This window comes from Arenibacter sp. S6351L (assembly GCF_023016025.1).
In the GTDB taxonomy this organism is placed as follows: domain Bacteria; phylum Bacteroidota; class Bacteroidia; order Flavobacteriales; family Flavobacteriaceae; genus Arenibacter; species Arenibacter algicola_B.
Genome location: NZ_JALKBB010000026.1, coordinates 1 through 26,053 on the forward strand (window position 1 = coordinate 1; position 26,053 = coordinate 26,053).

Annotated in this window: 19 protein-coding genes, 5 tRNA genes and 1 pseudogene; 1 reads left to right on the top strand and 24 read right to left on the bottom strand. The window is 39.4% G+C overall.

Features of this window, described 5'->3' with window-relative positions; all coding sequences use genetic code 11:
• Positions 1-2,446, bottom strand: a pseudogene (locus MWU82_RS18240) (hypothetical protein); the annotation flags it as partial.
• 618 nt (positions 2,447-3,064) lie between these two features.
• On the opposite strand from MWU82_RS18240, the gene MWU82_RS18245 reads away from it, so the two are divergent.
• Complete coding sequence (locus MWU82_RS18245) at positions 3,065-4,654, top strand: peptide chain release factor 3 (RefSeq protein WP_215948753.1); 1,590 nt, start codon at positions 3,065-3,067, stop codon at positions 4,652-4,654.
• A gap of 62 nt (positions 4,655-4,716) precedes the next feature.
• On the opposite strand, the gene MWU82_RS18250 is transcribed toward MWU82_RS18245, so the two are convergent.
• The 23 genes from MWU82_RS18250 to MWU82_RS18360 all read right to left on the bottom strand — a co-directional run bounded on the left by MWU82_RS18250 (position 4,717) and on the right by MWU82_RS18360 (position 26,044).
• Positions 4,717-5,028, bottom strand: coding sequence for a DUF3467 domain-containing protein (locus MWU82_RS18250; protein WP_072863284.1), 312 nt, complete (start codon positions 5,026-5,028; stop codon positions 4,717-4,719).
• Between the two features lie 113 nt (positions 5,029-5,141).
• Positions 5,142-9,440 (bottom strand): DNA-directed RNA polymerase subunit beta', encoded by a 4,299-nt coding sequence (gene rpoC / locus MWU82_RS18255; RefSeq protein WP_247097509.1) that lies wholly within the window; start codon positions 9,438-9,440, stop codon positions 5,142-5,144.
• Positions 9,441-9,502: 62 nt separating this feature from the next.
• Positions 9,503-13,312: a DNA-directed RNA polymerase subunit beta gene (rpoB, locus tag MWU82_RS18260; RefSeq protein WP_031444826.1), complete on the bottom strand. Its 3,810-nt coding sequence runs from the start codon at positions 13,310-13,312 to the stop codon at positions 9,503-9,505.
• Positions 13,313-13,448: 136 nt separating this feature from the next.
• On the bottom strand, positions 13,449-13,829 hold the full coding sequence (gene rplL, locus MWU82_RS18265) for a 50S ribosomal protein L7/L12 (protein WP_215948751.1): 381 nt from the start codon (positions 13,827-13,829) through the stop codon (positions 13,449-13,451).
• Positions 13,830-13,882: 53 nt separating this feature from the next.
• Positions 13,883-14,398, bottom strand: coding sequence for a 50S ribosomal protein L10 (gene rplJ / locus MWU82_RS18270; RefSeq protein ID WP_103477258.1), 516 nt, complete (start codon positions 14,396-14,398; stop codon positions 13,883-13,885).
• Positions 14,399-14,420: 22 nt separating this feature from the next.
• Positions 14,421-15,110: a 50S ribosomal protein L1 gene (gene rplA, locus MWU82_RS18275; protein WP_031444829.1), complete on the bottom strand. Its 690-nt coding sequence runs from the start codon at positions 15,108-15,110 to the stop codon at positions 14,421-14,423.
• Positions 15,111-15,130: 20 nt separating this feature from the next.
• A complete protein-coding gene (gene rplK / locus MWU82_RS18280; protein WP_031444830.1) occupies positions 15,131-15,568 on the bottom strand; it encodes a 50S ribosomal protein L11 in 438 nt (145 codons plus the stop codon).
• Positions 15,569-15,637: 69 nt separating this feature from the next.
• Positions 15,638-16,189 (bottom strand): transcription termination/antitermination protein NusG, encoded by a 552-nt coding sequence (gene nusG, locus MWU82_RS18285; RefSeq protein WP_103442761.1) that lies wholly within the window; start codon positions 16,187-16,189, stop codon positions 15,638-15,640.
• A gap of 10 nt (positions 16,190-16,199) precedes the next feature.
• Positions 16,200-16,388 carry a preprotein translocase subunit SecE gene (gene secE, locus MWU82_RS18290; protein ID WP_215948750.1) on the bottom strand — a complete coding sequence of 63 codons (189 nt, stop codon included), beginning with the start codon at positions 16,386-16,388 and terminating at the stop codon, positions 16,200-16,202.
• A gap of 93 nt (positions 16,389-16,481) precedes the next feature.
• A tRNA-Trp gene (locus MWU82_RS18295) sits at positions 16,482-16,554 on the bottom strand.
• Positions 16,555-16,623: 69 nt separating this feature from the next.
• The gene (tuf, locus tag MWU82_RS18300) at positions 16,624-17,811 is read right to left on the bottom strand and encodes an elongation factor Tu (protein ID WP_031444833.1); all 1,188 of its coding nucleotides are present in this window, start codon (positions 17,809-17,811) and stop codon (positions 16,624-16,626) included.
• A gap of 54 nt (positions 17,812-17,865) precedes the next feature.
• A tRNA-Thr gene (locus tag MWU82_RS18305) sits at positions 17,866-17,937 on the bottom strand.
• 177 nt (positions 17,938-18,114) lie between these two features.
• Positions 18,115-18,187 (bottom strand) — tRNA-Gly (locus MWU82_RS18310).
• A 92-nt stretch (positions 18,188-18,279) separates the two neighbouring features.
• A tRNA-Tyr gene (locus MWU82_RS18315) sits at positions 18,280-18,361 on the bottom strand.
• A gap of 161 nt (positions 18,362-18,522) precedes the next feature.
• A tRNA-Thr gene (locus tag MWU82_RS18320) sits at positions 18,523-18,596 on the bottom strand.
• Positions 18,597-18,694: 98 nt separating this feature from the next.
• Entirely contained in the window at positions 18,695-18,997 is a 303-nt protein-coding gene (gene raiA / locus MWU82_RS18325; RefSeq protein ID WP_031444834.1) for a ribosome-associated translation inhibitor RaiA, read from the bottom strand.
• A 43-nt stretch (positions 18,998-19,040) separates the two neighbouring features.
• Positions 19,041-19,931, bottom strand: coding sequence for a tyrosine-type recombinase/integrase (locus tag MWU82_RS18330; protein ID WP_247097510.1), 891 nt, complete (start codon positions 19,929-19,931; stop codon positions 19,041-19,043).
• 100 nt (positions 19,932-20,031) lie between these two features.
• Positions 20,032-20,226 (bottom strand): 30S ribosomal protein S21, encoded by a 195-nt coding sequence (gene rpsU / locus MWU82_RS18335; protein ID WP_031444836.1) that lies wholly within the window; start codon positions 20,224-20,226, stop codon positions 20,032-20,034.
• 68 nt (positions 20,227-20,294) lie between these two features.
• Positions 20,295-21,434 carry an acyl-CoA dehydrogenase family protein gene (locus MWU82_RS18340; protein WP_215948756.1) on the bottom strand — a complete coding sequence of 380 codons (1,140 nt, stop codon included), beginning with the start codon at positions 21,432-21,434 and terminating at the stop codon, positions 20,295-20,297.
• Positions 21,435-21,472: 38 nt separating this feature from the next.
• Entirely contained in the window at positions 21,473-22,384 is a 912-nt protein-coding gene (locus MWU82_RS18345) for a helix-hairpin-helix domain-containing protein (protein WP_247097511.1), read from the bottom strand.
• Positions 22,385-22,642: 258 nt separating this feature from the next.
• Positions 22,643-24,709 (bottom strand): amino acid carrier protein, encoded by a 2,067-nt coding sequence (locus tag MWU82_RS18350; RefSeq protein WP_215948747.1) that lies wholly within the window; start codon positions 24,707-24,709, stop codon positions 22,643-22,645.
• Between the two features lie 97 nt (positions 24,710-24,806).
• Positions 24,807-25,814 (bottom strand): potassium channel protein, encoded by a 1,008-nt coding sequence (locus tag MWU82_RS18355; RefSeq protein ID WP_215948746.1) that lies wholly within the window; start codon positions 25,812-25,814, stop codon positions 24,807-24,809.
• A gap of 2 nt (positions 25,815-25,816) precedes the next feature.
• Positions 25,817-26,044, bottom strand: coding sequence for a PspC domain-containing protein (locus tag MWU82_RS18360; protein ID WP_215948745.1), 228 nt, complete (start codon positions 26,042-26,044; stop codon positions 25,817-25,819).
• Positions 26,045-26,053: the final 9 nt, after the last annotated feature.

A 26,053-nucleotide genomic window follows, 5' to 3' on the forward strand; every position in this document is an offset into this window, starting at 1 on the left:
CTACCACTTCACCGTTTATAGTATCGTTGCCGAGCACGTTGCTACCTGGTATAACACCACTCACACCGGTTTCTACGCTATAACTGTCGTCCACCGCATCGATCACATTGTCCATATCGGGGCCTACCTCAATAGTTACCGTAGCCGATGCACAAACATTGGGATCAGGAATAACGTTACACACCTGATAAATAATAGTAACAGTTGTATTGGATTCCGATTCAACAGGAGTATAGTTCAAGAAACCAGTTTCTTCATCAAAAAGAACAGTTCCTAAGGCGCTGCCACCAATCATGGATAAAGACGTAATACCCAAATTGTCAGGGTGATTATTAGGCAAGTAATCATCATTTTCCAAAATATTGATCGCCACTTCTGTCAAGGCAGGGGTAGACCCAGAGTCATCCCTCGCAGTTGCAACAAGTGGATCAGGATCAGTTCCATTTGGATTTCCGTCATTGTCACAATCAAGAACCTCCCAATCTACACTAGGTGTTAGGGTTACACTTTCGGGAAGGTAATCACATGGATCTAAAGGATCTGTACCATCAGTTTTCTCATCCTCATTGGTTACCCCATCCCCATCACAGTCAGTATCGTTCCATGTAATGGAAGGAGCTACAGTTTGGTGGGCCAAAACAAAATCGCAGGAATCCAACGGATCTGTACCGTCTTCTTTCTCGTCCTCGTTAGTTACCCCATCACCATCACAATCGGCTGTTAAATAGGCCCCATTTTGAGTTAAGGTCACACTCTCTGGATTATAATCGCAGGGATCAAGTGGATTAGTATCATCCTCTTTTTCCTTTACCGTAGTTACCCCGTCTCCATCATCATCAATATCACGATAATTTACATCATCAACGCCGTCAGTATTTGGAAGGTCGCTAGCTGGATTATCAATTTCATCATTTACGTCAAAGCCATCATTAATGTCCTCTCCCTCATAACCATCATCCAAGCCATCCCCATCACTATCAGTTCCTGTAAAAATTTGATCAGGAGTACCATCAAAATTGAAGTCATTCCCCTCTATATTATCAGGAACCGAATCGTTGTCCGTATCCAAGTCCAAATAATCTGGCATATCAGTACCGTCCGTATTCACAGGAATCAAGCCTTGGTTAACGGGTCCATCATAGGCATTATCCAAACCATCATTATCACTATCCAAACCGGTTGGTGGAATATATCCGTCCGTTGTTTGGGCCTCCACATTATCAGGAATACCGTCATTGTCGGAATCTATATCTACCCTATCAGGGTAACTATCACCATCAGAATCTATATCCTTACTAAAGGTAATTGTTTGTGGATCAACAAAGTTATCCAGGCAAGAAAATTGAATTCCAGATTGCCTAGGAACATTGGTTGTAAAGTTCTCATTGGTTGACGCTTGTATCCCGAACCGGAAGACAAAAGTACTTATATTAACAAATTCGACCGCTACATTAACTGAAGGATGGGTATTGGATATTCCGTCATATTCCTTAACACCCCCATTTATTAACAATCCCCCAGCGGTATAGTTAACTCCTACCTCAGTAGGATTGTCATAGGTATAACTTACCGGGGTATCGAACCTATTGAATTCCTGATATTGACTATTACCATCTACGTCGATAAAATTGGCGATAAGCTCATCAAGTACCGCAGTTTCATTAGTTCCTGTTTTGACCATGGAGATCCGTAAATCCACATAAGGCCTTCTTACATCATCAGTTGTTGTAAACTCAATCTCGGGTTTAAAAAATTCAGAGTCGACCGAATTTTGATCCAAAGTGCTAATCCGGCCATTTACCACACTCTCGATAGTTACCAGAGCATCCAGTTCATCTGTAATATTAGAAAATCTATATACCGCACCTTCAGATAGGGCATCCCCAGATTCCAAGGTAGGGGCATTACTGAAATTTAAATTTGGTACTGTCTCACAATCAAAATCGGTACTCAGAACGCTGGATTCAAGACTATCGAGTATTCCATCATTATCAGAGTCCAAATCCAAATAATCTGGAACACCGTCACCATCGGTATCTACAGGAATAAGGCCACCACCATTACCAGGTGTGAGCTCATAAGCGTCATCCAGTCCGTTCTTATCACTATCCACTTTAGAAGGGGAAATATAATTTCTAGAAGCCTGCGCCTCAATATTATCCAGAATTCCATCATTATCCGAATCCACATCCAAATAATTCGCAATACCATCTCCATCGGAATCGATATCGCCCTCAATTGAATCTAATATCCCGTCACCATCAGAATCAATATCCAAAGAATCCGAAACCCCATCCCCATCGGAATCCAAATAAACCTGGCCTAATGATACAAATGAAGGAATATTGTCAAAGGAAGAAGTAAATAGCAACGCCAAAACCGCCAAAGCTAAACCTAAGGCGCCTCTTACTTTTTCCTTAATATTAAAGAAAGTAATTTTTTCCATAAATGATAGTTTTATATCAACTGATCACCATGGCATAATAGGTCATAAACAAATGTAAGAAGTTGGGGCCAACTCCAATATTACATGCAAGATATATCTAAAAAATCAATACTCATAAGGTTTTCAAGCCATAAATTATATAAAATCTGCCAATAACCGTATTACTCGACAAAGTGTTAATTATTTACAAAAACGACCTTGAAAAGGTTGTGATTATCAAGTAAAAATAGTGTGTAAAACAATATTACATTGTAGGTTTTTACTTATAAAAAAGTAAGTAGAAAATTATAGCACAACAATGACCAACAGATAATTTCATCCATAATATCCAAAGCCACCCTGCATTAAATCCGGAAAAGTGGTCTGCATAAATTCGGGATCTACCTAAAATAAACCCCGAAAAACATTTTCCCAACACCTAACAGTATAGGACGAAAAAAGCAAGCTTAAACAAACCCCAAAATACACCCCAAACTGAAATGAACTAAAGCCAAGTATGTATGGAATACCCCGTCTAATCCAGAATATCCACCAATTAATATTTCTTTGCCTTATTTACGGGCATTTGCTGGTTGAAAAAAATTAATTTGACTTATTTTTGCCGAAATCAAATAATCAATGAGTTTTAGTGAACAAATTGAAAGAAGAAGGACTTTCGGAATAATATCGCATCCCGATGCGGGAAAAACAACACTAACAGAAAAACTACTGCTTTTTGGAGGTGCTATTCAGGAAGCAGGAGCCGTGAAAAACAACAAGATAAAGAAAACTGCTACCAGTGACTTTATGGAAATTGAAAAACAAAGAGGTATTTCGGTAGCCACCTCTGTTCTTGCCTTTCTATACAAAGACAAAAAAATAAATATCCTGGATACCCCTGGACACAAGGATTTTGCGGAAGATACCTTTAGGACCCTGACTGCTGTTGATAGCGTAATTGTTGTTGTTGATGTTGCTAAAGGTGTGGAGGAGCAAACTGAAAAATTGGTAGAAGTTTGTAGAATGCGCAACATCCCGATGATCGTATTCATCAACAAATTGGACCGGGAAGGGAAGGACGCCTTCGATTTATTGGACGAAGTAGAACAGAAATTGGGCCTTTCCGTAACTCCTTTAAGTTTCCCCATTGGTATGGGTTATGATTTTAAGGGAATCTATAATATTTACGAAAAAAACATTAATCTTTTTAGCGGGGACAGTAAAAAGAATATTGAAGACACTATTGCTTTCGATGATATAAACAACCCACAGCTTGAAAAAATCATAGGAACAAAAGCAGCCACAGAACTAAGGGACAATCTAGAACTAGTGAATGGAGTATATCCACCATTTGACAAGGAAAGTTATCTTAAAGGAACACAGCAACCCGTATTTTTTGGTTCTGCCCTGAACAATTTTGGTGTAAGGGAACTGTTGGACTGTTTTATAGATATTGCACCATCACCACGGGCCAAAATGGCCGAAGAGCGCTTGGTCCAAGCCAATGAAAAGGAATTAACCGGCTTTGTATTTAAGATACACGCCAATATGGACCCCAAGCACAGGGATCGTCTTGCATTCATAAAAATAGTTTCTGGTACTTTTGAAAGAAACAAACCCTATTTACACGTACGTCAAAACAAAAATTTAAAATTCTCCAGTCCCAATGCATTTTTCGCAGAGAAAAAAGAAATTGTGGATATTTCCTATCCTGGGGATATTGTTGGATTACATGATACCGGTAATTTCAAAATTGGGGACACTTTAACAGAGGGCGAAATACTGCATTACAAAGGAATTCCCAGTTTTTCTCCGGAACATTTTAGATATATCAACAATGCCGATCCCATGAAAGCGAAACAGCTAAACAAAGGGATTGATCAATTGATGGATGAAGGGGTTGCCCAGTTATTCACCCTGGAAATGAACAACAGAAAAGTAATAGGAACCGTGGGTGCCCTACAGTTTGAAGTAATACAATACCGTTTGGAGCACGAATATGCCGCCAAATGTACTTATGAAAACTTTCCGGTTTACAAAGCTTGCTGGGTAGACCCAAAAGATAAGAACAGTGAGGAATTTAAGGAATTTAAACGCGTAAAACAGAAGTTTTTGGCCAAGGACAAGAGAAAACAACTAGTCTTTCTTGCGGATTCCCAATTTTCGCTGCAAATGACACAGCAAAAATATCCCAATGTAAAACTACATTTTACTTCAGAATTCGACTAAATCACATCTCGATTCCCATAAAACTAAAAAACCTTCTGTAGATACAGAAGGTTTTTTAATTTTTAAGCCTCACCCGTTGGTCCAAAATTTAATGGAATTGGGGGCTGCTCATAATCCTTTATGGTTCCATGAGCTTTTTCGAAGCGACTAACATTATCGCCAAGCGCCTTTAAGAATTTCTTGGCATGCTGCGGGGTAAGCACAATTCTACTTTTAACCTTTGCTTTTGGAGCCCCAGGCATCATACTAATAAAATCTACTACAAACTCTGAAACAGAATGATTGATTATGGCTAAATTGGAATATATTCCCTCGGCCGTTTTCTCGTCCAATTCTATATTGATCTGTTTTTGGTTTTGATCTTTATCACTCATTACAAAAAATGATTATCTATTACTATTTGACTAAACGGTAATGAACAAAGAACAATTTAATTGCCAATTGTCCAAAAAAAAACCTCGGTGAATAACACCGAGGTTCTAATTATTTAGAATTTCAATTCCTCTTTTCGGGCCATGATTTCATCGTATTCCTCTTTGGAACCTACAATGATATTTTCATAATCCCTCATTCCCGTACCTGCTGGTATTTTATGACCAACAATTACGTTTTCTTTCAATCCTTCCAGAGTATCTACCTTACCGCTTACCGCAGCTTCGTTAAGTACTTTAGTCGTTTCCTGGAATGAAGCAGCCGAGATAAATGATTTCGTCTGTAAGGAAGCACGTGTAATTCCTTGTAGAATAGGAGTAGCAGTTGCTGCTACAGCATCCCTTGCAGTAACCAAATTCTTATCATTTCGTTTAAGAATAGAGTTTTCATCCCTTAATTCACGGGCACTTACAATCTGACCCGGTTTTAAGTTTTCGGAATCACCAGCATCTTCTACCACTTTCTGTCCAAAAATCTCATCATTCTCTTGGATGAAATCATCCTTGTGAACCAATTGATTTTCTAAGAAGATAGTATCTCCCGGATCCTCTATACGTACTTTACGCATCATTTGACGAACTACTACCTCAAAGTGCTTGTCATTGATCTTCACCCCTTGTAAACGATATACTTCCTGAACTTCGTTCACCAAGTATTGTTGTACAGCTGAAGGCCCTTTGATTGCCAAGATATCTTCAGGAGTAATTGACCCGTCGGATAATGGCATCCCGGCACGTACATAATCATTTTCTTGAACAAGAATCTGATTCGACAATTTAACCAAGTATTTCTTAACCTCACCCAATTTGGATTCGATGATTATTTCTCGGTTACCTCTCTTTATCTTACCAAAGGAAACAACACCATCAATCTCGGAAACAACAGCAGGGTTAGATGGGTTACGAGCTTCGAACAATTCGGTAACTCTTGGAAGACCACCGGTAATATCCCCAGCCTTAGCTGATTTACGCGGTATCTTAACCAAAATTTTACCTTCGTTGATCTTGTCTCCGTCATCTACCATAATGTGCGATCCAACCGGAAGGTTATAAGAACGCAATACTTCATCCTTATTGTTTTTGATCAATAGGGTAGGTATCAATTTCTTGTTCCTTGATTCCGAAATTACTTTCTCTTGGAATCCTGTTTGTTCATCGATCTCTACTTGGTAAGTAATACCTTGTTCTATATTTTCATATGCAATCTGTCCAGGGAATTCTGAAACAATAACCCCGTTATAAGGATCCCAAGAACAAATAACCTGACCTTTTTCGATTTTTTCACCATTCTTAATGAACAACTGTGAACCGTAAGGAATGTTATTGGTACTTAGTGTTATTCCAGATTTTGCATCTACAACTTTAATCTCTGATGTCCTAGAAATTACAATTTCAGATTTTTTACCTTCTCCATCCTGACTGGTAACTGTCCTTAAATCTTCAATCTCAGCAACACCAGCAAATCTGGCCTCCAATTTATTTTCTTCGGAGATGTTACCTGCAATACCTCCCACGTGGAAAGTACGCAATGTTAACTGTGTTCCTGGCTCACCGATAGACTGTGCAGCTACTACACCAACAGCCTCTCCTCGTTGTACCATTTTATTGGTAGACAAGTTTCTTCCGTAACATTTACCACAGATACCTTTCTGGGCCTCACATGTCAAGGCAGAACGCACCTCTACTTTTTCAACTGGGGATGCTTCTATTTTCTTCACATCCGATTCCATAATTTCCTGGCCTGCCTTTAAAAGCAATTCTTCAGAAATAGGATCATAAACATCATGTAAAGAAACCCTTCCAAGGATACGCTCCCCTAAAGTTTCAACAATCTCTTCATTTTTCTTAAGAGCTTCAACTTGAACCCCTCTTAGTGTTTCACAATCCTCAATATTGATAATTACATCCTGTGAAACATCCACCAAACGACGTGTTAGATAACCTGCATCCGCCGTTTTCAACGCCGTATCCGCAAGACCCTTACGCGCACCGTGAGTAGATATAAAGTATTCAAGAATGGATAGACCCTCTTTAAAGTTGGACAAAATAGGGTTTTCAATAATTTCCCCACCTCCGGCAGTAGATTTCTTTGGTTTTGCCATTAATCCACGCATACCGGTCAACTGGCGAATCTGCTCCTTGGAGCCCCTTGCACCAGAATCCAACATCATATACACAGAGTTAAATCCTTGCTGATCCTCACGAATACGCTTCATTGCCAATTCTGTCAACATAGCATTGGTCGATGTCCAAACGTCAATTACCTGATTGTAACGTTCGTTATTGGTTATAAGACCCATGTTATAGTTGGCCATAATACCATCTACCTGTGTATTGGCATCCGCAATCATTTCATGTTTCTCCGGCGGAATAATAATATCCCCCAAGCTAAAGGACAATCCGCCTTTAAAAGCGAATTCATATCCCATAGTTTTTATTTTATCCAAGAAATCGGCTGTTGTTGGAACATCGGTAACATTTAATATATTACCAATAATATCCCTAAGCGATTTTTTGTTCAGTACCTCATTAATGTATCCTGCCCCCTCTGGAACTACCATGTTAAACAATACCCTACCAACTGTTGTTGGAATGATCTGATTAACCAATTCACCAGCCTCATTAAAATCTTTGGCACGTACCTTAATACCAGCGTTAAGATCCAATCTACCTTCATTAAAGGCGATAACCACCTCTTCATAGGAATAGAACGTTAAACCTTCTCCTTTTACTGCTACTTCCGGAGTGGATTTTCTTTCCTTGGTCATATAATATAGACCCAAGACCATATCCTGAGATGGTACAGTAATAGGCGAACCGTTTGCAGGGTTCAAGATATTATGTGATGCCAACATTAAAAGTTGTGCCTCCAAAATAGCCTCAGGTCCCAAAGGCAAGTGAACTGCCATTTGATCCCCATCAAAATCCGCATTAAATGCAGTACATACCAATGGGTGCAAACGTATAGCCTTACCTTCAATAAGCTTTGGCTGGAATGCCTGTATACCTAGTCTGTGCAATGTAGGAGCACGGTTTAACAATACTGGATGCCCTTTTAAAACATTTTCAAGAATATCCCAAACAACTGGTTCTTTCTTATCTATGATCTTCTTGGCAGATTTCACCGTTTTTACAATACCCCTCTCGATCAATTTACGGATTACAAAAGGTTTGTATAGTTCAGCAGCCATATCTTTAGGCAAACCACATTCGAACAACTGCATTTCAGGTCCAACGACGATTACCGAACGAGCGGAATAATCCACACGTTTACCCAAAAGGTTTTGACGGAAACGACCTTGCTTTCCTTTCAATGAATCTGAAAGTGATTTTAGCGGCCTATTGGATTCGGTCTTAACTGCAGATGCCTTACGTGTGTTATCAAATAAAGAATCCACTGCCTCCTGAAGCATACGTTTCTCATTTCTAAGAATTACCTCTGGAGCCTTAATTTCGACCAATCTCTTAAGACGGTTGTTTCTTATAATAACCCTTCTATAAAGATCATTCAAATCCGAGGTGGCAAAACGACCACCATCCAATGGAACCAAAGGACGTAATTCAGGTGGAATAACAGGAATTACCTTCATGATCATCCAATCCGGTCTGTTTTCCCTATTTTCTTGGGATTCCCTTAAGGCTTCAACTACTTGAAGTCTTTTCAAGGCCTCGGTCTTACGTTGTTTGGAAGTTTCAGTATTGGCTTTATGTCTCAATTCATAAGACAATTGGCTCAAGTCTATTCTTGCCAAAAGGTCAATAAGACATTCCGCACCCATTTTAGCGATAAACTTATTTGGGTCAGTATCTTCCAAGTACTGATTCTCTTGTGGAATAGAATCCAATATATTCAAATACTCCTCTTCGCTCAAGAAATCCATTTTTTGGATTTCCTCACCGTCTGGTCCCTTGGCAATACCTGGCTGAATTACTACATAACGCTCGTAGTAAATAATCATATCCAATTTCTTGGAAGGCAAACCTAATAGGTAACCAATCTTATTGGGCAGGGAACGGAAATACCAGATATGGGCAACAGGAACCACCAAATTAATGTGTCCTACCCTATCTCTACGTACCTTTTTCTCTGTTACCTCTACCCCACAACGATCACAAACAATACCACGGTAACGGATTCTTTTATACTTTCCACAGGCACATTCATAATCCTTTACAGGACCAAAAATACGCTCACAGAATAGACCGTCCCGCTCAGGCTTGTGCGTTCTATAGTTAATAGTTTCAGGTTTTAAAACCTCACCTCTTGACTCTGCCAAAATAGCTTCTGGAGATGCCAAACCGATTGAAATTTTATCGAACCTTTTAATGGTATTATTATCTTTTAGTCTAGCCATAACTATATTCTGATACTAATTTAATTCTTGTTATTAGGAATAGTGTTCAAAACCAATCCTTGTTATTCTTCCAATCTAATATCCAAACCTAATCCCTTAAGTTCGTGCATTAATACGTTGAAAGATTCTGGCAAACCAGGTTCTGGCATGGTCTCTCCTTTTACGATCGCCTCGTAAGTCTTGGCCCTACCTATAACATCATCCGATTTAACGGTCAATATTTCACGTAATGTAGCAGAGGCACCATATGCTTCGAGCGCCCAAACTTCCATCTCTCCAAAACGCTGTCCACCAAATTGTGCTTTACCACCCAATGGCTGTTGTGTAATAAGTGAGTATGGCCCAATTGAACGAGCGTGCATCTTATCATCTACCATATGTCCAAGTTTCAACATATAGATAACCCCAACTGTCGCTGGCTGATCAAAACGCTGACCAGTACCACCATCGTGAAGATAAGTATGACCAAATCTCGGAATTCCAGCTTCATCGGTATAGGCATTGATTTCATCCAAGGTAGCTCCGTCAAAAATTGGGGTCGCATATTTCTTCCCTAATTTTAATCCGGCCCATCCTAAAACAGTTTCATATATCTGTCCAATGTTCATACGCGAAGGTACCCCTAACGGATTCAATACGATATCCACAGGTGTTCCATCCTCTAGGAACGGCATATCCTCATGACGTACGATTCTTGAAACGATACCTTTGTTTCCGTGACGACCCGCCATTTTATCACCAACCTTTAGTTTACGCTTTTTAGCAATATAAACTTTGGCCAATTTCATAATACCAGCAGGCAATTCATCTCCTACAGAAATAGTGAACTTGTCCCTTCTAAGATTACCTTGAAGGTCGTTCAACTTTATCTTATAGTTGTGCAAAAGATCGGTTACCATGGTATTGCTTTCCTTATCCGTAGTCCAACTTCCCCCAACCAAATGGGCAAAATCATCAACGGCGTTCAACATTTTCATGGTATATTTCTTCCCTTTTGGCAACACTTCTTCCCCAAGGTCGTTCAATACCCCTTGAGAAGTTTTGCCGTTGACCAATGTAAATAGCTTTTCAACCAATACATCTTTCAACTGTTGGAATTTTACTTCGTATTCCAACTCCAATTTGGAAAGTTCTTCCTTGTCCTCGGAACGCTTACGCTTATCCTTAACAGATCTTGAGAACAATTTCTTATCAATAACAACCCCTCTAAGAGATGGGGATGCCTTTAAGGACGCATCTTTTACATCACCGGCTTTGTCACCAAAAATGGCACGTAATAATTTTTCTTCCGGAGTAGGATCGGACTCACCTTTTGGAGTGATCTTACCGATCAAAATATCGCCAGGCTTAACTTCCGCTCCAATACGGATCATACCGTATTCATCCAAATCCTTGGTAGCTTCTTCAGAAACGTTAGGAATATCATTGGTCAACTCTTCAGCTCCCAATTTGGTATCCCTTACCTCCAATGCGTACTCATCAACGTGGATGGACGTAAAGATATCCTCACGAACCACTTTTTCAGAAATTACGATCGCATCCTCAAAGTTATAACCTTTCCAAGGCATGAAAGCCACTACCAAGTTTCTTCCCAAGGCCAATTCACCGCTTTCAGTAGCATAACCTTCACAAAGAACTTGTCCTTTTTTAACCTTGTAACCCTTTTTAACAATTGGTTTAAGGTTAATACTTGTTCCTTGGTTAGTTTTTCTAAACTTGACCAATTCATAAGTCTTGGAATCCTCCTCGAAGCTTACCAATCTTTGCTCTTCGGTACGGTCGTACTTAATTGTAATTTTTTGGGAATCAACATATTCTATAACCCCATCTCCTTCTGCATTGATCAATACCCTTGAATCCGACGCCACTTGACGCTCCAAACCTGTACCTACGATAGGTGATTCCGGCTTTAATAATGGAACTGCCTGACGCATCATGTTAGATCCCATCAAGGCCCTGTTGGCATCATCATGTTCCAAAAATGGAATCAAAGATGCCGAAATAGATGCTATCTGGTTTGGCGCAACATCGGTATACTGAATTTCCGCAGGATCTACTACTGGGAAATCCCCTTCTTCCCTTGCAATTACCTTCTCCGCAGTAATGGTTCCTTTTTCATCCATAGGAATGTTTGCCTGGGCAATTTTCATTCCTTCTTCCTCTTCTGCACTTAGGTAAGTAAAGTCATTAATATTTACAGTACCGTTATCTACCTTGCGGTATGGTGTTTCCAAGAAGCCCATTGGGTTCACCTTGGCAAATACCGAAAGTGAAGATATTAATCCAATGTTTGGTCCTTCAGGGGTTTCAATAGGACAAAGTCTTCCGTAGTGGGTATAGTGAACATCACGTACCTCAAACCCTGCTCTTTCCCTAGAAAGTCCACCTGGCCCCAATGCCGATAATCTTCTTTTGTGCGTAATCTCTGCCAATGGATTTGTTTGATCCATAAACTGTGATAACTGGTTGGTACCAAAGAACGAATTGATTACCGAAGACAAGGTCTTGGCATTGATCAAATCGATCGGGGTAAACACCTCATTATCACGTACGTTCATACGCTCACGAATTGTTCTGGCCATACGCGCCAGACCAACACCAAATTGCTGGGATAATTGCTCACCCACAGTCCTTACCCTACGGTTGGAAAGGTGATCAATATCATCGATCTCAGCTTTTGAGTTGATCAACTCGATCAAATATTTTATAATGGTAATGATATCTTCTTTGGTCAAGACCTGCTTGTCCATTCCAATATCCAATCCCAATTTTTTGTTCATTCTATAACGCCCAACCTCACCAAGGTTATAACGCTGATCAGAGAAGAACAATTTATCTATAATACCACGAGCTGTTTCCTCATCTGGCGGTTCTGCATTACGCAATTGACGATAAATATGTTCAACAGCCTCTTTTTCAGAGTTTGTTGGATCCTTTTGAAGGGTGTTATGGATAATGGCATAATCGCTCTGTGCGTTATTCTCTTTATGCAAAAGAATAGTTTTCACATCAGCTTCCAATATCTCATTAATATGATCCTTTTCTAAAATAGTATCACGGTCAAGGATAATCTCATTTCTTTCAATAGATACCACTTCGCCAGTATCCTCATCCACAAAATCCTCGTGCCATGTGTTCAACACTCTAGCCGCCAATTTACGGCCCAATACTTTTTTCAAGCCGGCATTGGAAACCTTAACCTCTTCAGAAAGGTCAAATATCTCCAAAATATCCTTATCCCTTTCAAAGCCAATGGCCCTGAACAAGGTGGTAACCGGTAATTTTTTCTTTCTATCAATATAGGCGTACATAACACCATTGATATCTGTTGCAAATTCTATCCAAGAACCTTTAAAAGGAATAACCCTAGCAGAATACAACTTAGTTCCGTTAGCATGGAAAGATTGACCAAAGAAAACTCCTGGAGAACGGTGCAACTGAGAAACAACAACACGTTCCGCACCATTGATAACAAAGGTACCACTTGGCGTCATATAAGGAATAGTTCCTAAGTACACATCTTGTACAATAGTCTCGAAATCCTCATGCTCGGGATCTGTACAATATAATTTTAATCTTGCTTTTAATGGAACACTATAAGTAAGTCCACGCTCTATACATTCTTGAATGGAATATCTCGGTGGATCAATGAAGTAATCTAAAAATTCTAATACGAACTGGTTCCTCGTGTCTGTAATGGGAAAGTTTTCCATGAAGGTGTTATACAACCCTTCATTGCCCCTCTCGTCAGATTTAGTTTCAAGCTGAAAAAAATCTTGAAATGATTTAATCTGAATGTCCAAGAAATCCGGATAGTTCGGAGTGTTCTTAGCGGATGCGAAACTTATTCTTTCAGTCTGATTTGTGAACATCTATGGACAAAATTTTGAACGTGAATATTTTAATTGGGTAGTGTACTACAATATACACGGTATGTATAAAAAGGCTTAGGTCTAGCCACAAAAAGCGGAAAGACCTAAACCAAAATAATAATGGTTGTTGTTACTATTATTTAAGCTCAACTTCCGCTCCTGCTTCTTCCAAAGATTTTTTAATTCCTTCAGCTTCGTCTTTAGAAACACCTTCCTTAACGGCTTTTGGTGCGCTATCAACGATATCTTTAGCATCTTTCAATCCTAAACCAGTTAATTCCTTAACCAATTTAACAACTGCCAATTTAGAAGCACCGGCTGCTTTCAATATAACATCAAATTCAGTTTGAGCTTCAGCAGCATCACCACCTTCAGCAGCACCGCCACCAGCAGCAACAGCAACTGCAGCAGCTGCAGGCTCTATACCGTACTCATCTTTTAATATATTAGCCAACTCATTTACTTCCTTTACTGTAAGGTTAACCAATTGTTCTGCGAAATCTTTTAAATCTGCCATTTTTCTATCGTTTAATAAAATTTTAAAATATAATTGTTTTTAGTGCGTACGTATTATCTTTCTGATAATGTCTTAAGGATTCCAGCAAGTTTACCACCACCAGATTTAAGTCCAGAAATAACATTTTTAGCTGGGGATTGTAACAATCCAATAATTTCTCCAACCATTTCTTCTTTAGACTTAATGCTTTCTAGAGCATCCAATTGATCATCACCAACATAAATTGCTTCGGCAATATATGCTCCTTTCAACAAAGGCTTGTTAGACTTTTTTCTAAAAGTCTTGATCAGCTTTGCAGGTGCATTTCCGGTTTCCGAAAACATTAAAGAGGTATTCCCCTTCAATACTGTTGGAAGTTCACCGAAATCCTTATCCGAAGCCTCCATTGCTTTTGCAAGCAAGGTATTCTTAACTACAGCAAGTTTTATATCAGCCTTGTAACAAGCCCTTCTTAAAGCTGAAGTAGTTTCAGCATTTAATCCGGAAATATCGGCTAAATATATAGTGGAGCTATCCCCTAACTGCGCAGTTAAATCTTGTATAACATTTAATTTCTCTTCTCTTGTCATAATAAAAATTTTTAACTACCAGTTAAACTGCTTTTGGATCCAATGCAACACTAGGACTCATGGTACTGGACATATATATAGTTTTTACATATACTCCTTTGGCTGCAGTTGGCTTTAATTTTACCAATGTATCCAACAGTTCGTTGGCATTATCCGCAATTTTATCAGCTGAGAAAGAAACTTTCCCAATTGCAGCATGCACAATTCCTGTTTTATCCACTTTAAAATCGATCTTACCGGCTTTTACCTCAGCTACTGCTTTGGCAACATCCATTGTAACCGTACCTGTTTTTGGGTTCGGCATAAGACCTCTTGGTCCCAAGACCCTACCTAAAGGACCTAGCTTACCCATAACACTTGGCATTGTGATGATTACATCAACATCGGTCCAACCGTTTTTAATTTTATCCAAATATTCGTCCAATCCTACGAAATCAGCTCCAGCTTCTTTAGCCTCAGCTTCTTTGTCCGGTGTTACCAAAGCCAAAACCTTAACATCTTTACCAGTACCGTGGGGAAGTGTAACAACACCACGAACCATTTGATTGGCTTTTCTTGGATCAACGCCCAAACGTACCGCCAATTCAACAGATGCATCGAATTTTGTATTGGTTATTTCTTTTACTAAAGCAGATGCCTCTTCAACAGAATAGAGTTTGTTCTTATCTATTTTGCTGTGGGCTTCTTTTTGCTTCTTTGTTAATTTTGCCATTCTAAATTGCTTTTAAGATTTTAAAAAGGTCTGTTGCCTGCAACTTTTAAACCCATAGATCTTGCTGTACCCGCAACCATACTCATTGCTGATTCTACCGTAAAGGCATTAAGATCTACCATTTTGTCTTCAGCGATCAACTTGATCTGGTCCCAAGATACACTTGCAACCTTGTTTCTGTTAGGCTCGCCAGATCCTTTTTTAATCTTAGCCGCTTCCATTAATTGAACTGCCGCCGGCGGTGTCTTTACAACGAAGTCGAACGACTTGTCTTTATAAACCGTGATCGCAACTGGCAATACTTTGCCTGGCTTGTCCTGCGTACGAGCATTGAATTGCTTACAGAACTCCATAATGTTGACCCCGGCAGCACCTAAAGCGGGTCCAACCGGTGGCGATGGATTCGCTGCACCTCCCCTAACTTGTAGTTTAACTACTTTACTTACTTCTTTTGCCATTGTTTAAAATTAAATTTAAAGAGTGTTAATTTGGAAGCAACACTTCTTTTATCTATGTAACAGTTCTTATTAAACTTTTTCTACTTGCATATAGCTGAGTTCCAATGGTGTTTTTCTTCCAAAAATCTTCACCATTACCTCCAGCTTGCGTTTTTCTTCATTAATTTTTTCTACGGTTCCGTTAAAACCATTGAAAGGCCCGTCAATAACCTTTACAGTTTCACCAAACACAAATGGTATGGCAACACTATCGGTCTTAACAGCCAATTCATCCACTTTCCCAAGCATTCTATTCACTTCGGATTTCCTCAAGGGAACAGGATCCCCACCTTTGGTCTCACCCAAAAATCCAATAACATTGGTAATAGAACGGATAATATGAATCATTTCCCCTCCAAGGTTGGCTTTGATCATAATATATCCAGGAAAGTAAACACGTTCCTTATTTATCTTTTTCCCGTTCCTTATTTGCACCACTTTTTCAGTAGGAACAAGAACTTCTTCCAAATAGTCTTCAAAACCAAGCCTAGCAATTTCTGCCTCTATATAGCCTTTAATTTTGTTCTCCTGACCACTTACAGCTCTTACAACATACCATTTCTTATCCAATACTTCTGACATACAGTGCTTCTTAATTGATTATGTTATTGAAATACAGTTGTATCAATTTACCAAACAAACTATCAACACCCCAAGTCGCAAGCGCAAAAATTATAGAAAACACCGCTACGATCACCATCAAGTTGGAAGACTCCGCCCTTGTAGGTAAAGTAACGTTATTCCTAAGTTCGTCTATAGATTCTCTTATATATGTAATCATGCTGCGAAATATTTATTTTCTAAACTATAAAACAAGGCCTTAAAAAAATACTGACGACATCATCCCAATCAGAAAAGAACCCATTGTATTTTGCACGGGCGGAGAGGCTCGAACTCCCGACACCTGGTTTTGGAGACCAGTGCTCTACCAACTGAGCTACACCCGTTTATATTTACATTGAAAGGTATCCCGCTTTAGCAAGACACCCTCAATGTAAACAATACTATACTAAATATTAATCTAATATCTTGGTAACCTGACCTGCACCAACTGTTCTACCACCTTCACGGATAGCAAAACGCAAACCTTCACTAAGTGCAATTGGAGACAACAAGTCAACAATAATAGTAAGGTTATCACCAGGCATAACCATCTCAACTCCACTAGGAAGATTGATAGTACCAGTAACATCTGTAGTTCTTACATAGAACTGAGGACGATAGTTGTTATGGAATGGAGTGTGACGTCCACCTTCTTCTTTTTTAAGGATATAAACCTCAGCTTCAAATTTAGCGTGTGGCTTAACAGAACCTGGCTTACAGATTACCATCCCTCTTTTTATTTGAGATTTTTCAATACCTCTCAAAAGGATACCAACGTTATCTCCAGCTTCACCTCTGTCCAATATCTTACGGAACATCTCAACCCCAGTAATGGTAGAGTTCAATTTCTCAGCTCCCATACCAATGATCTCAACAGGATCTCCTGTGTTTGCAACTCCTGTTTCAATACGTCCAGTAGCAACAGTTCCACGACCAGTAATAGTAAATACATCTTCAACAGGCATCAAGAAAGGCTTATCAACATCCCTTGTTGGCAATTCGATCCAGCTATCAACAGCTTCCATCAATTCCATTACAGTATCAACCCATTTTTGCTCACCGTTAAGTGCACCTAAAGCCGATCCAGAAATAACAGGTCCATTGTCTCCATCATACTCGTAGAAAGAAAGCAATTCCCTTACTTCCATTTCAACCAATTCCAAAAGCTCCTCATCATCAACCATATCAACCTTGTTCAAGAAAACAACGATTCTTGGAATACCAACCTGACGTCCTAAAAGGATGTGCTCACGAGTCTGTGGCATAGGACCATCAGTAGCAGCAACAACCAAAATAGCACCGTCCATTTGAGCAGCACCAGTAACCATGTTCTTTACGTAATCCGCGTGACCTGGACAATCCACGTGAGCATAGTGACGGTTCGCGGTAGAATATTCTACGTGTGAAGTATTAATTGTAATACCTCTTTCCTTTTCTTCAGGAGCGTTATCGATAGAATCGAAACTTCTCATTTCAGAAAGTCCTGCGTTTGCCAATACTGTAGTAATCGCAGCAGTCAATGTAGTTTTACCGTGATCCACGTGTCCAATAGTACCTATATTTAAATGCGGTTTGGAACGATCAAATGTTGCCTTTGCCATGTTTGTTAATTTTAATTCTTAGTTTATATTAGTGTACAAATAATGCCTTAATTGAGCCAATGATGAGATTTGAACTCATGACCTCTTCCTTACCAAGGAAACGCTCTACCCCTGAGCTACACCGGCATCTTTAATTTTAACCATTGGGCCAGGCCCAATCTAAAACTATACCCTATACCCAAAGTTTAAGAGCGTTGACGAAGTTTACCCTCGGCGTCGCTCTGGACAGGATCTTAAAATCTAGTCCATTTAATTTTAATTGCGCAAAGCCCCATCAAAGGAGCTTTTGCTTTTAAAATTTAGAGCGGGAGACCGGGTTCGAACCGGCGACATTCAGCTTGGAAGGCTGACGCTCTACCAACTGAGCTACTCCCGCTTTTATAATTTTTAGGCAAACCTAAAAATTAATTTCATCATTTCAAAAAAAACTTTCTGTATTTTCATACAAAGACTAATTAAAGCCTTTTGTGGGGAGAGCAGGATTCGAACCTGCGAAGACGTAGTCAGCAGATTTACAGTCTGCCCTCGTTGGCCGCTTGAGTATCTCCCCAAACCATATTTTAAAGAACCTAAGAAAATATAAATTTTCTTTTTTTTGAGCCGATAGAGGGACTCCCCTCGACTACGCTCGGGATAAACTTCTCGTCCCAATCGCTTTTCAACCCTATTTCAAAATTTCAAACAAAAATAATACTATTTCTGTTTTTTTTGAGCCGATAGAGGGACTCGAACCCACGACCTGCTGATTACAAATCAGCTGCTCTAGCCAGCTGAGCTACATCGGCTTTTGTTACTTTTTTCGTCAAAAAAAAGTCCGCTATTTCTAACGGACTGCAAATGTAGATATTTATTTATTTAATCAAAACATTTTTTGATAATTTTTTTAAGCATTTAATCTTATTTTTTCTTTTCGCTTAACCAACTTCCTTTCCAAGGAACTACATGCCGTGTCCACAGCCTCTTCAAAGGACTTACATTGCTTTTTTACCACAAACTTATCTTTAGGTACCAACACCTTGATTTCCACGATTTTATTCTCCTTGGCACTTGTGTTTTCAACCTTTAGGTAGACATCGGAACTAATTACCTTGTCATAAAACAGTTCCATTTTATTCAATCTTGCCTGAATAAAGTCAATAAGCTTTCCGTCTGCAGTGAAATTCACCGATTGTGCATTTACTTTCATAGAATGAAGTTTTAAAAGAATTAAACAATAAATTAAGACTGTACTATTTCTTACTTCTAGGATGAGCCGCCAAATGTACCTTCTTTAATTCCGCAATACTATTATGGGTATAAACCTGTGTTGATGCCAAACTGGAATGCCCCAATAATTCCTTTACCGAATTTAAATCCGCCCCCTTATTTAGCAAATGTGTGGCAAAGGTATGCCTTAAAATATGCGGACTCTTTTTTACCTTGGCCGACACTAAACTAAAGTACTTATTTATAATTCTATAAACAAGCGTTTCGTACATTTTATTGCCTTTGCCCGAGAGAAAAATAAACGCTTCATCCTGGATTACTTGCAACGCATTGCGTTCATGATTATATTCCAAAAACAAATCCTTGGTAGCCTCCAAAAGCGGAATAATCCTTTCCTTATTTCGCTTTCCCAATACCTTTATTGTCATAGCCCCATAATCCACATCCTTAACCTTAAGACCTATCAGTTCAGCTCGTCTTATACCCGTAGTATACAGCAATTCGATAATCAACTTGTCGCGCTTACCTTCAAAATTATCTTCGAAAGGAATTTGGGAAAGAACATCTTCCATCTCCATTTCGGAAAAAGGAATCTCAATTTTCTTTGAAGTCTTAAGGGCTTTATGTTTTGCCAAAGGGTTAATGGTCAAAATCCCTACTCCCAAAAGAAACTTATAATAAGCCTTTAACGATGCAATTTTGCGATTTACAGACCGGCTGGATACCCCTGATTCCACCAAGGAAATTACCCAACTCCTAATCAAGCTGTAAGATACTTGGACTATATCCTCAAGATCAAACTCCTCCCTACAAAAATTTTTAAATTCGATTATATCGTTCTGATATGCTTTTGTAGTATGCGGAGAATAGTTCTTCTCCAAAGACAAATATGAAATAAATGATTCTATGGACATATCCCAAAGTTACAAAAGATAACCCCCGATAAGAATAGGACACAAAAAAAAAGTCCCACATTAAGTGGAACTTTTAATACTATTATAAATTCAAGCAGATCTAGATTTCTTCTTTATCCCTTAGACCTTGAATATATTGAGCTTTCTGAATCTTCGCTCTGTTCTCTACAGATGGCTTAGTAAACTGCTGACGTTTTCTCAACTGTCGCATTGTACCTGTCTTGTCGAACTTACGCTTGAAACGCTTTAAAGCTCTATCGATGTTTTCTCCTTCTTTTATTGGTATTATTAACATGGGCAATAACCTCCTCTCTTTTGTGATTAAGGCTGCAAATATATACCTTAAAAATGAATTACAAATAATTATTTTAAAATTTTTCTAGCAATGACCACTTTCTGTATCTCGGTAGTACCTTCCCCAATAGTGCACAACTTGGAATCCCTATAGAATTTTTCTACGGGAAAATCCTTGGTAAACCCATATCCACCGTGTATTTGCACTGCTTCATTAGCTACTTTTACACATACTTCCGAGGCATACATTTTGGCCATAGCCCCCAATTTGGTAACATTACGCCCTTCATTTTTAAGGAAAGCTGCTTTGTGCAAAAGCAATTCCGAAGCCTCAATTTCTGTGGCCATGTCCGCAAGTTTAAAGGAAATACCTTGAAATTGGCTAATTGGCTTTCCAAACTGCACCCTCTCCTTGGAATATTTCAAGGCAGCTTCATAAGCCCCTTTGGAAATTCCCAAGGACAAAGCTCCTATGGAAATTCTTCCACCGTCCAAGATCTTCATGGACTGCACAAATCCTTCCCCTACTCCCCCCAATCTATTTGAGTCTGGAATCTTACAATTATCAAATACCAATTCAGCCGTTTCACTGGCCCGCATTCCCAATTTGTTTTCTTTCTTTCCACTGCTAAAACCAGGTGTTCCCTTTTCCACTACAAAGGCAGTCATGCCATGACTATCCCCTTTCTCCCCTGTTCTTACCACCACCACTGCAATGTCCCCACTCTTTCCATGGGTAATAAAATTCTTGGCTCCATTCAAAACCCAGGTGTCACCCTCCTTGACCGCTGTGGTACTCATACCTGCGGCATCGGAACCAGTATTGTGCTCCGTAAGGCCCCAGGCCCCAATCCATTCGGCAGTAGCCAATTTTGGAATCCATTTTTTCTTTTGAACCTCATTCCCAAAAGTAAGAATATGATTGGTACACAATGAATTATGTGCTGCTACCGATAATCCTATGGAAGGATCTACCTTGGAAATCTCTTCAATGATAGCCACATATTCATGATAACCCAAGCCGGAACCCCCAAGTTCTACAGGAACCAAAACCCCCATAAAACCCATTTCCCCAGCTTTTTTAAAAACCTCAACAGGAAAGGTTTGGGCCTCATCCCACTCCATTACATAGGGCCTAATATATTGTTCAGCAAACTCCTTGGCAGAGGCAGCCACCATTTGTTGAGTTTCAGAGTAATCAAAACTCATTGTAGAAGGGGTATCCATAACCATTATTAGCAATTTTTTTATAATTGCAAATATAACTTAATTATATCTAATTTTTCCGAAGGGAAATCTTCGATTTCCATTAATTCATCAAATGAAGTTATACCTCCATTCGCTTCCCTGAAAGCCACAATACGTGCCGCCACTTCATATTTTATGTAAACCAGTTTTGAGATATCCCTTGAAGACACTTGGTTTATATTGATTTTCGTTATGTCCGGACTTTCCAAAATCCCATAGTCGTTCAAAATTCTCTTCACCACCTCAGGCTGCAGGCCATAAACATGACCTAATTGCTCTTCAACCAAAAAACCTCCCAAGAGGTCCCTAAATTTTACAATGCGCTGGGAAAGCTTATCCCCTATTCCATTAATAGACCTTAATTCTTCTGCCGTGGCATTATTAAGATCCTTGATCTTGGCCTTTTTAATGGTATCCGGAACTGACACGGCTTTCAAACTTTTGAAAGAAGGAGACCTACTACCATCTACCGACTCCACAGATCCTCTACGAGTCCATTCGGGAAACTTAAAATACGGGCGCAAACTTTCCAACAGGGAATCCGATATCAATGTTACCTTTTGAAATTCCTTCCCGGAATTAACAAATTGGTTCTTAGCCCTAAACACATGTAGACGGTCTATTTCCTCTGTGGACATCCCCAAAATGTAGCCTTTATAATCTGTTATAAAATTAGGATTAAATGGATAGACAGTGACCGAATCCTTCTTTTGGTTTCGACTTCTCAGTTCATCAATTTTGGCCTGGTATTCTTCATCTAGGGTTAGGGAATTGGTCTTTTCCGTTACAGGATACGATTTAACAACAAAATATACCGTCTGGAAAATAACTATAAGAAGCAACAAAAAGAAAATCCCACTCCGCTCCTGTTTATTGAATTTAAAGTGGGATTTAAACGGTTTTCTGTTCACGACTCAAACTTTTTGTCTTAAAAACACTTTTACATTACTCGGATGATGCAGCAAAAAAGATTACATATCCCCATATCAAAAGCATCGCTATAAAAGCGGCTAAGTTCAAAATGTCACCTTTCCCAAATCTAGGTTGGCTATAAGCTAAATATAATAAAATAAGACCGTATTACTTAAATGTATTAAAAAGAAAATCCCACCTCATTCCGGATTATGGAATTTAAGATGGGATTAATACTTATTATCCTAAGTCTTTAATTATGCCTTTCCCTTTTTTTTGTAAAGCATATTTGCCTTAAGTTTTACCAAATAGTCATCAAGATCTCTTTTCACCTCACCGGACATCAGATAAAGTCCAATAATGTTTGGAAAGGACATGGCCAAAATCATCATATCCGAAAAATCCAATACTGCTCCCAAACTCACCGATGCACCTACCACCACAAAAACTAGGAACAACATCTTATATACAAACTCTACTTTCTTACTTTTTCCAAAAAGATAGGTCCAGGCCCTCATCCCATAGTAGGACCAGGAAATCATGGTTGAAAATGCAAACAAGAATACCGCTAAGGCCAAAACATATGGAAACCATGAAAGCACACTTCCGAAAGCATCAGACGTTAATTGGGCACCTGCCATCCCCTCTACTTCGTGCATTCCTGTAAATATTAAAACCAAGGCAGTCAAGGTACAAACCACAACCGTATCTATAAATGGCTCCATGAGCGCTACAAAACCTTCTGAAGGCGGATGATTTGTCTTCGCCGTACTATGTGCTATTGCAGCGGAACCAACTCCTGCTTCATTGGAGAACGCGGCCCGCTGAAAACCAACGATCAAAACCCCTATAACACCACCTTTGAGTGCACTTGGGCTAAAAGCCCCATCTACTATGGCCGCGAATGCAGGACCAATATTTTCTATATTGATGATGATTACCGTTAATGCGGCCAAAATATAAATAGAAGCCATAATAGGCACTACTCTACCTGTAACATTGGCTATACTATTAATTCCACCAATTATAACCACACCAACAAGAATAGCCGTAATTATTCCAAACCAAAACCCATTGCCCTGTAAGGCTGGGAATTGTCCGGAAAGCTGCTCAAAAGATTGATTGGCCTGAAACATATTTCCACCTCCAAAGGAAGCGCCCACTGCCAATACGGCAAACAGACCGGCAAGCGCCTTACCTAAACCTTTTAGATTCCTTTTCTCCAGACCATAGCGCAAATAGTTCATTGGACCTCCAAAAACACGGCCATCAGGAAGTATATTACGGTATTTAACTCCTAATGTACACTCCACAAATTTGGAGGACATTCCCAAAAGACCGCAGACAATCATCCAAAATGTTGCACCTGCACCTCCTAGGGAAACGGCCACCCCTACCCCTGCAATATTTCCAAGTCCCACCGTACCGGAAACGGCTGTCGCCAAGGCTTGAAAATGGGTCACCTGTCCCGGGGCATCCGGATCGTCATATTTACCTTTGGCCAAATCAATGGAATGTCTAAATCCCCTGAAATTGATAAAGCCCATTCTCAGAGTAAAGAAAATGGCTCCGATTACCAACCAAATTACGATAAATGGTATCGCCTTTTGCTGTGGATCTCCATTGGGATGGGTTATAATAACTGGTTCATCATATTTAACCTCTGCCAAAAAATGAGCTCCTTGCTCAATTACGTGCTCAGAGTTCTCGGAATTGTATATTACCCCACCTTCCTTGGCCAAATATTTTAATTGGCCGCTGACGGGAGACGTTATTGTTTCTGTGGTTCCATTACTTTTAGAAATAATTGCAATATCATCCCCTTTTTTTACTTTTTGTCCTTCTGGCTTCAACCACTCTTTAAGAATAAACTTATCTTTAGTTTCTGGAGACCAACCGGGAATTCCAATACGTTTCACATCGGCATAAACCACGGGATCATAAATACCAATGGCAGCAAAAGGATCCCAAAAAAGAACAGATCCCAAAGCACTTACGGCAGGCGTCATAACTCCATTAAAAAATTCGGTAATTGCCTCGGTAGGTACTTTGTACTCCTTGGTAACCTGCACCCCCTTTGCATCGGTAATAGTAACTGTATACGGAAGCCCTTCGATAAGGTTAGTGGCCTGATTGGCGGTCAATGGGGTATTTTGATTACTCCATTTATATTGATAAGGTGGAGTACCTCCGTCAACCTCCAACTTTATAACCCCGTCATTGATGTTGTTCGACGGATTGTAAATAGACTCCTTTACAACAAGTTCTTGGGAAAATAATACAAACGAAAACAGTAAAAAAATGGAAGATATATATTTCTTCATAAGTAGCTTGAAAAGTTAAATTTTGTTGGTTTAGCTTCAAATATCCCGGCAATATCCTAAAAATAATGCTTGGAATCAAATATAATTGTTTCTATACTCAATCTATATGGAACATCTCATTTAATTTTTTAATTTGTTCCGGTCTCCCCAATACTATTACTTTCCCCTGTGGCTGCAATTTTAAATCGGCCTCTGGGTTAATTATATAATTGCCATTGGGCTCAATATATCCAATTATAGTACAGCCTGTCTTTCTTCTCAAATCCAGATCGCGCAAGGAATGGTTGTCTATCTTGGTCATAAAACTTTCTATGGTCACCTCTTCCAAATTGGTAGTATTTTCCCCATCCGTTGAAAGTTTGTCCATAAAGGTTATAAGGTCGGGTATAACCACTAAGGACGCCATATGATCCCCTCCTATCTTATCGGGCATAATTACCTTGTCCGCCCCCGCTAACCTTAACTTCTTTTGGGAAGTGATTTGGGAAGCCCTACTGATAATAAATAGGTTTTTGTTCAATTGCCTGGCAGAGAGCACCACAAACAGGTTGGCTGCATCATCGGGCATGGCCGTAATTAGGTATTGGGCCCTATCTATCCCTGCTTCTATCAAAGTATCATCTTCATTGGCATCACCTTCAATAAACAGGATCTCTTCCTCAAACTTCTCTATGACTTCCCTATTTTTTTCAATGACCACAAAGGGCCGGTTATAAGCCTTTAATCTTTCCGCGGCCTGATTTCCATTTCTGCCAAAACCACAAATAATTACATGTTTGCTTAAACTATTGATTTTGTTTTTCACCTTTTTTTTCTTTAGAAGTTGAAGCGCATTTCGACTTAGGATATATTCGGTTATTACTGAAATTGCGAACGCAAATATAAATACACTTGTTACAATTAAAACGACTGTAAATATTTTTGCCTCGGCATCCAACGGACGTACCTCAGAAAAACCAACGGTGGTAACCGTAATAATGGTCATATAAAAGGCGTCTATCCAGGTATAGTCCGATAGGAACCTATATCCGAGTACTCCGAACAACAAGACCATGACCAATAAAGCCAATGCCAAATACATTCGGGAGCGAAAAAGTCTTATCATACTTAAAGATCAAATACAGAGGTTCTTTTGGTGTATACCAAGTCCTTTATCCTTAGCCAAAAGGCCATAAACAAATAAAGGGCAAATCCAAAGCCCAGGGTAACGAAAGTAAGATATATAAAGGATGTACGAACTACTCTGGTACGTATACCCAAACGCTCGGCTATTCGTCTACAAACCTCAAATCCCCTTTTCTGAAAGTAATAAAGTACCGTATAGAAAATGTTCATGCCTTAAAA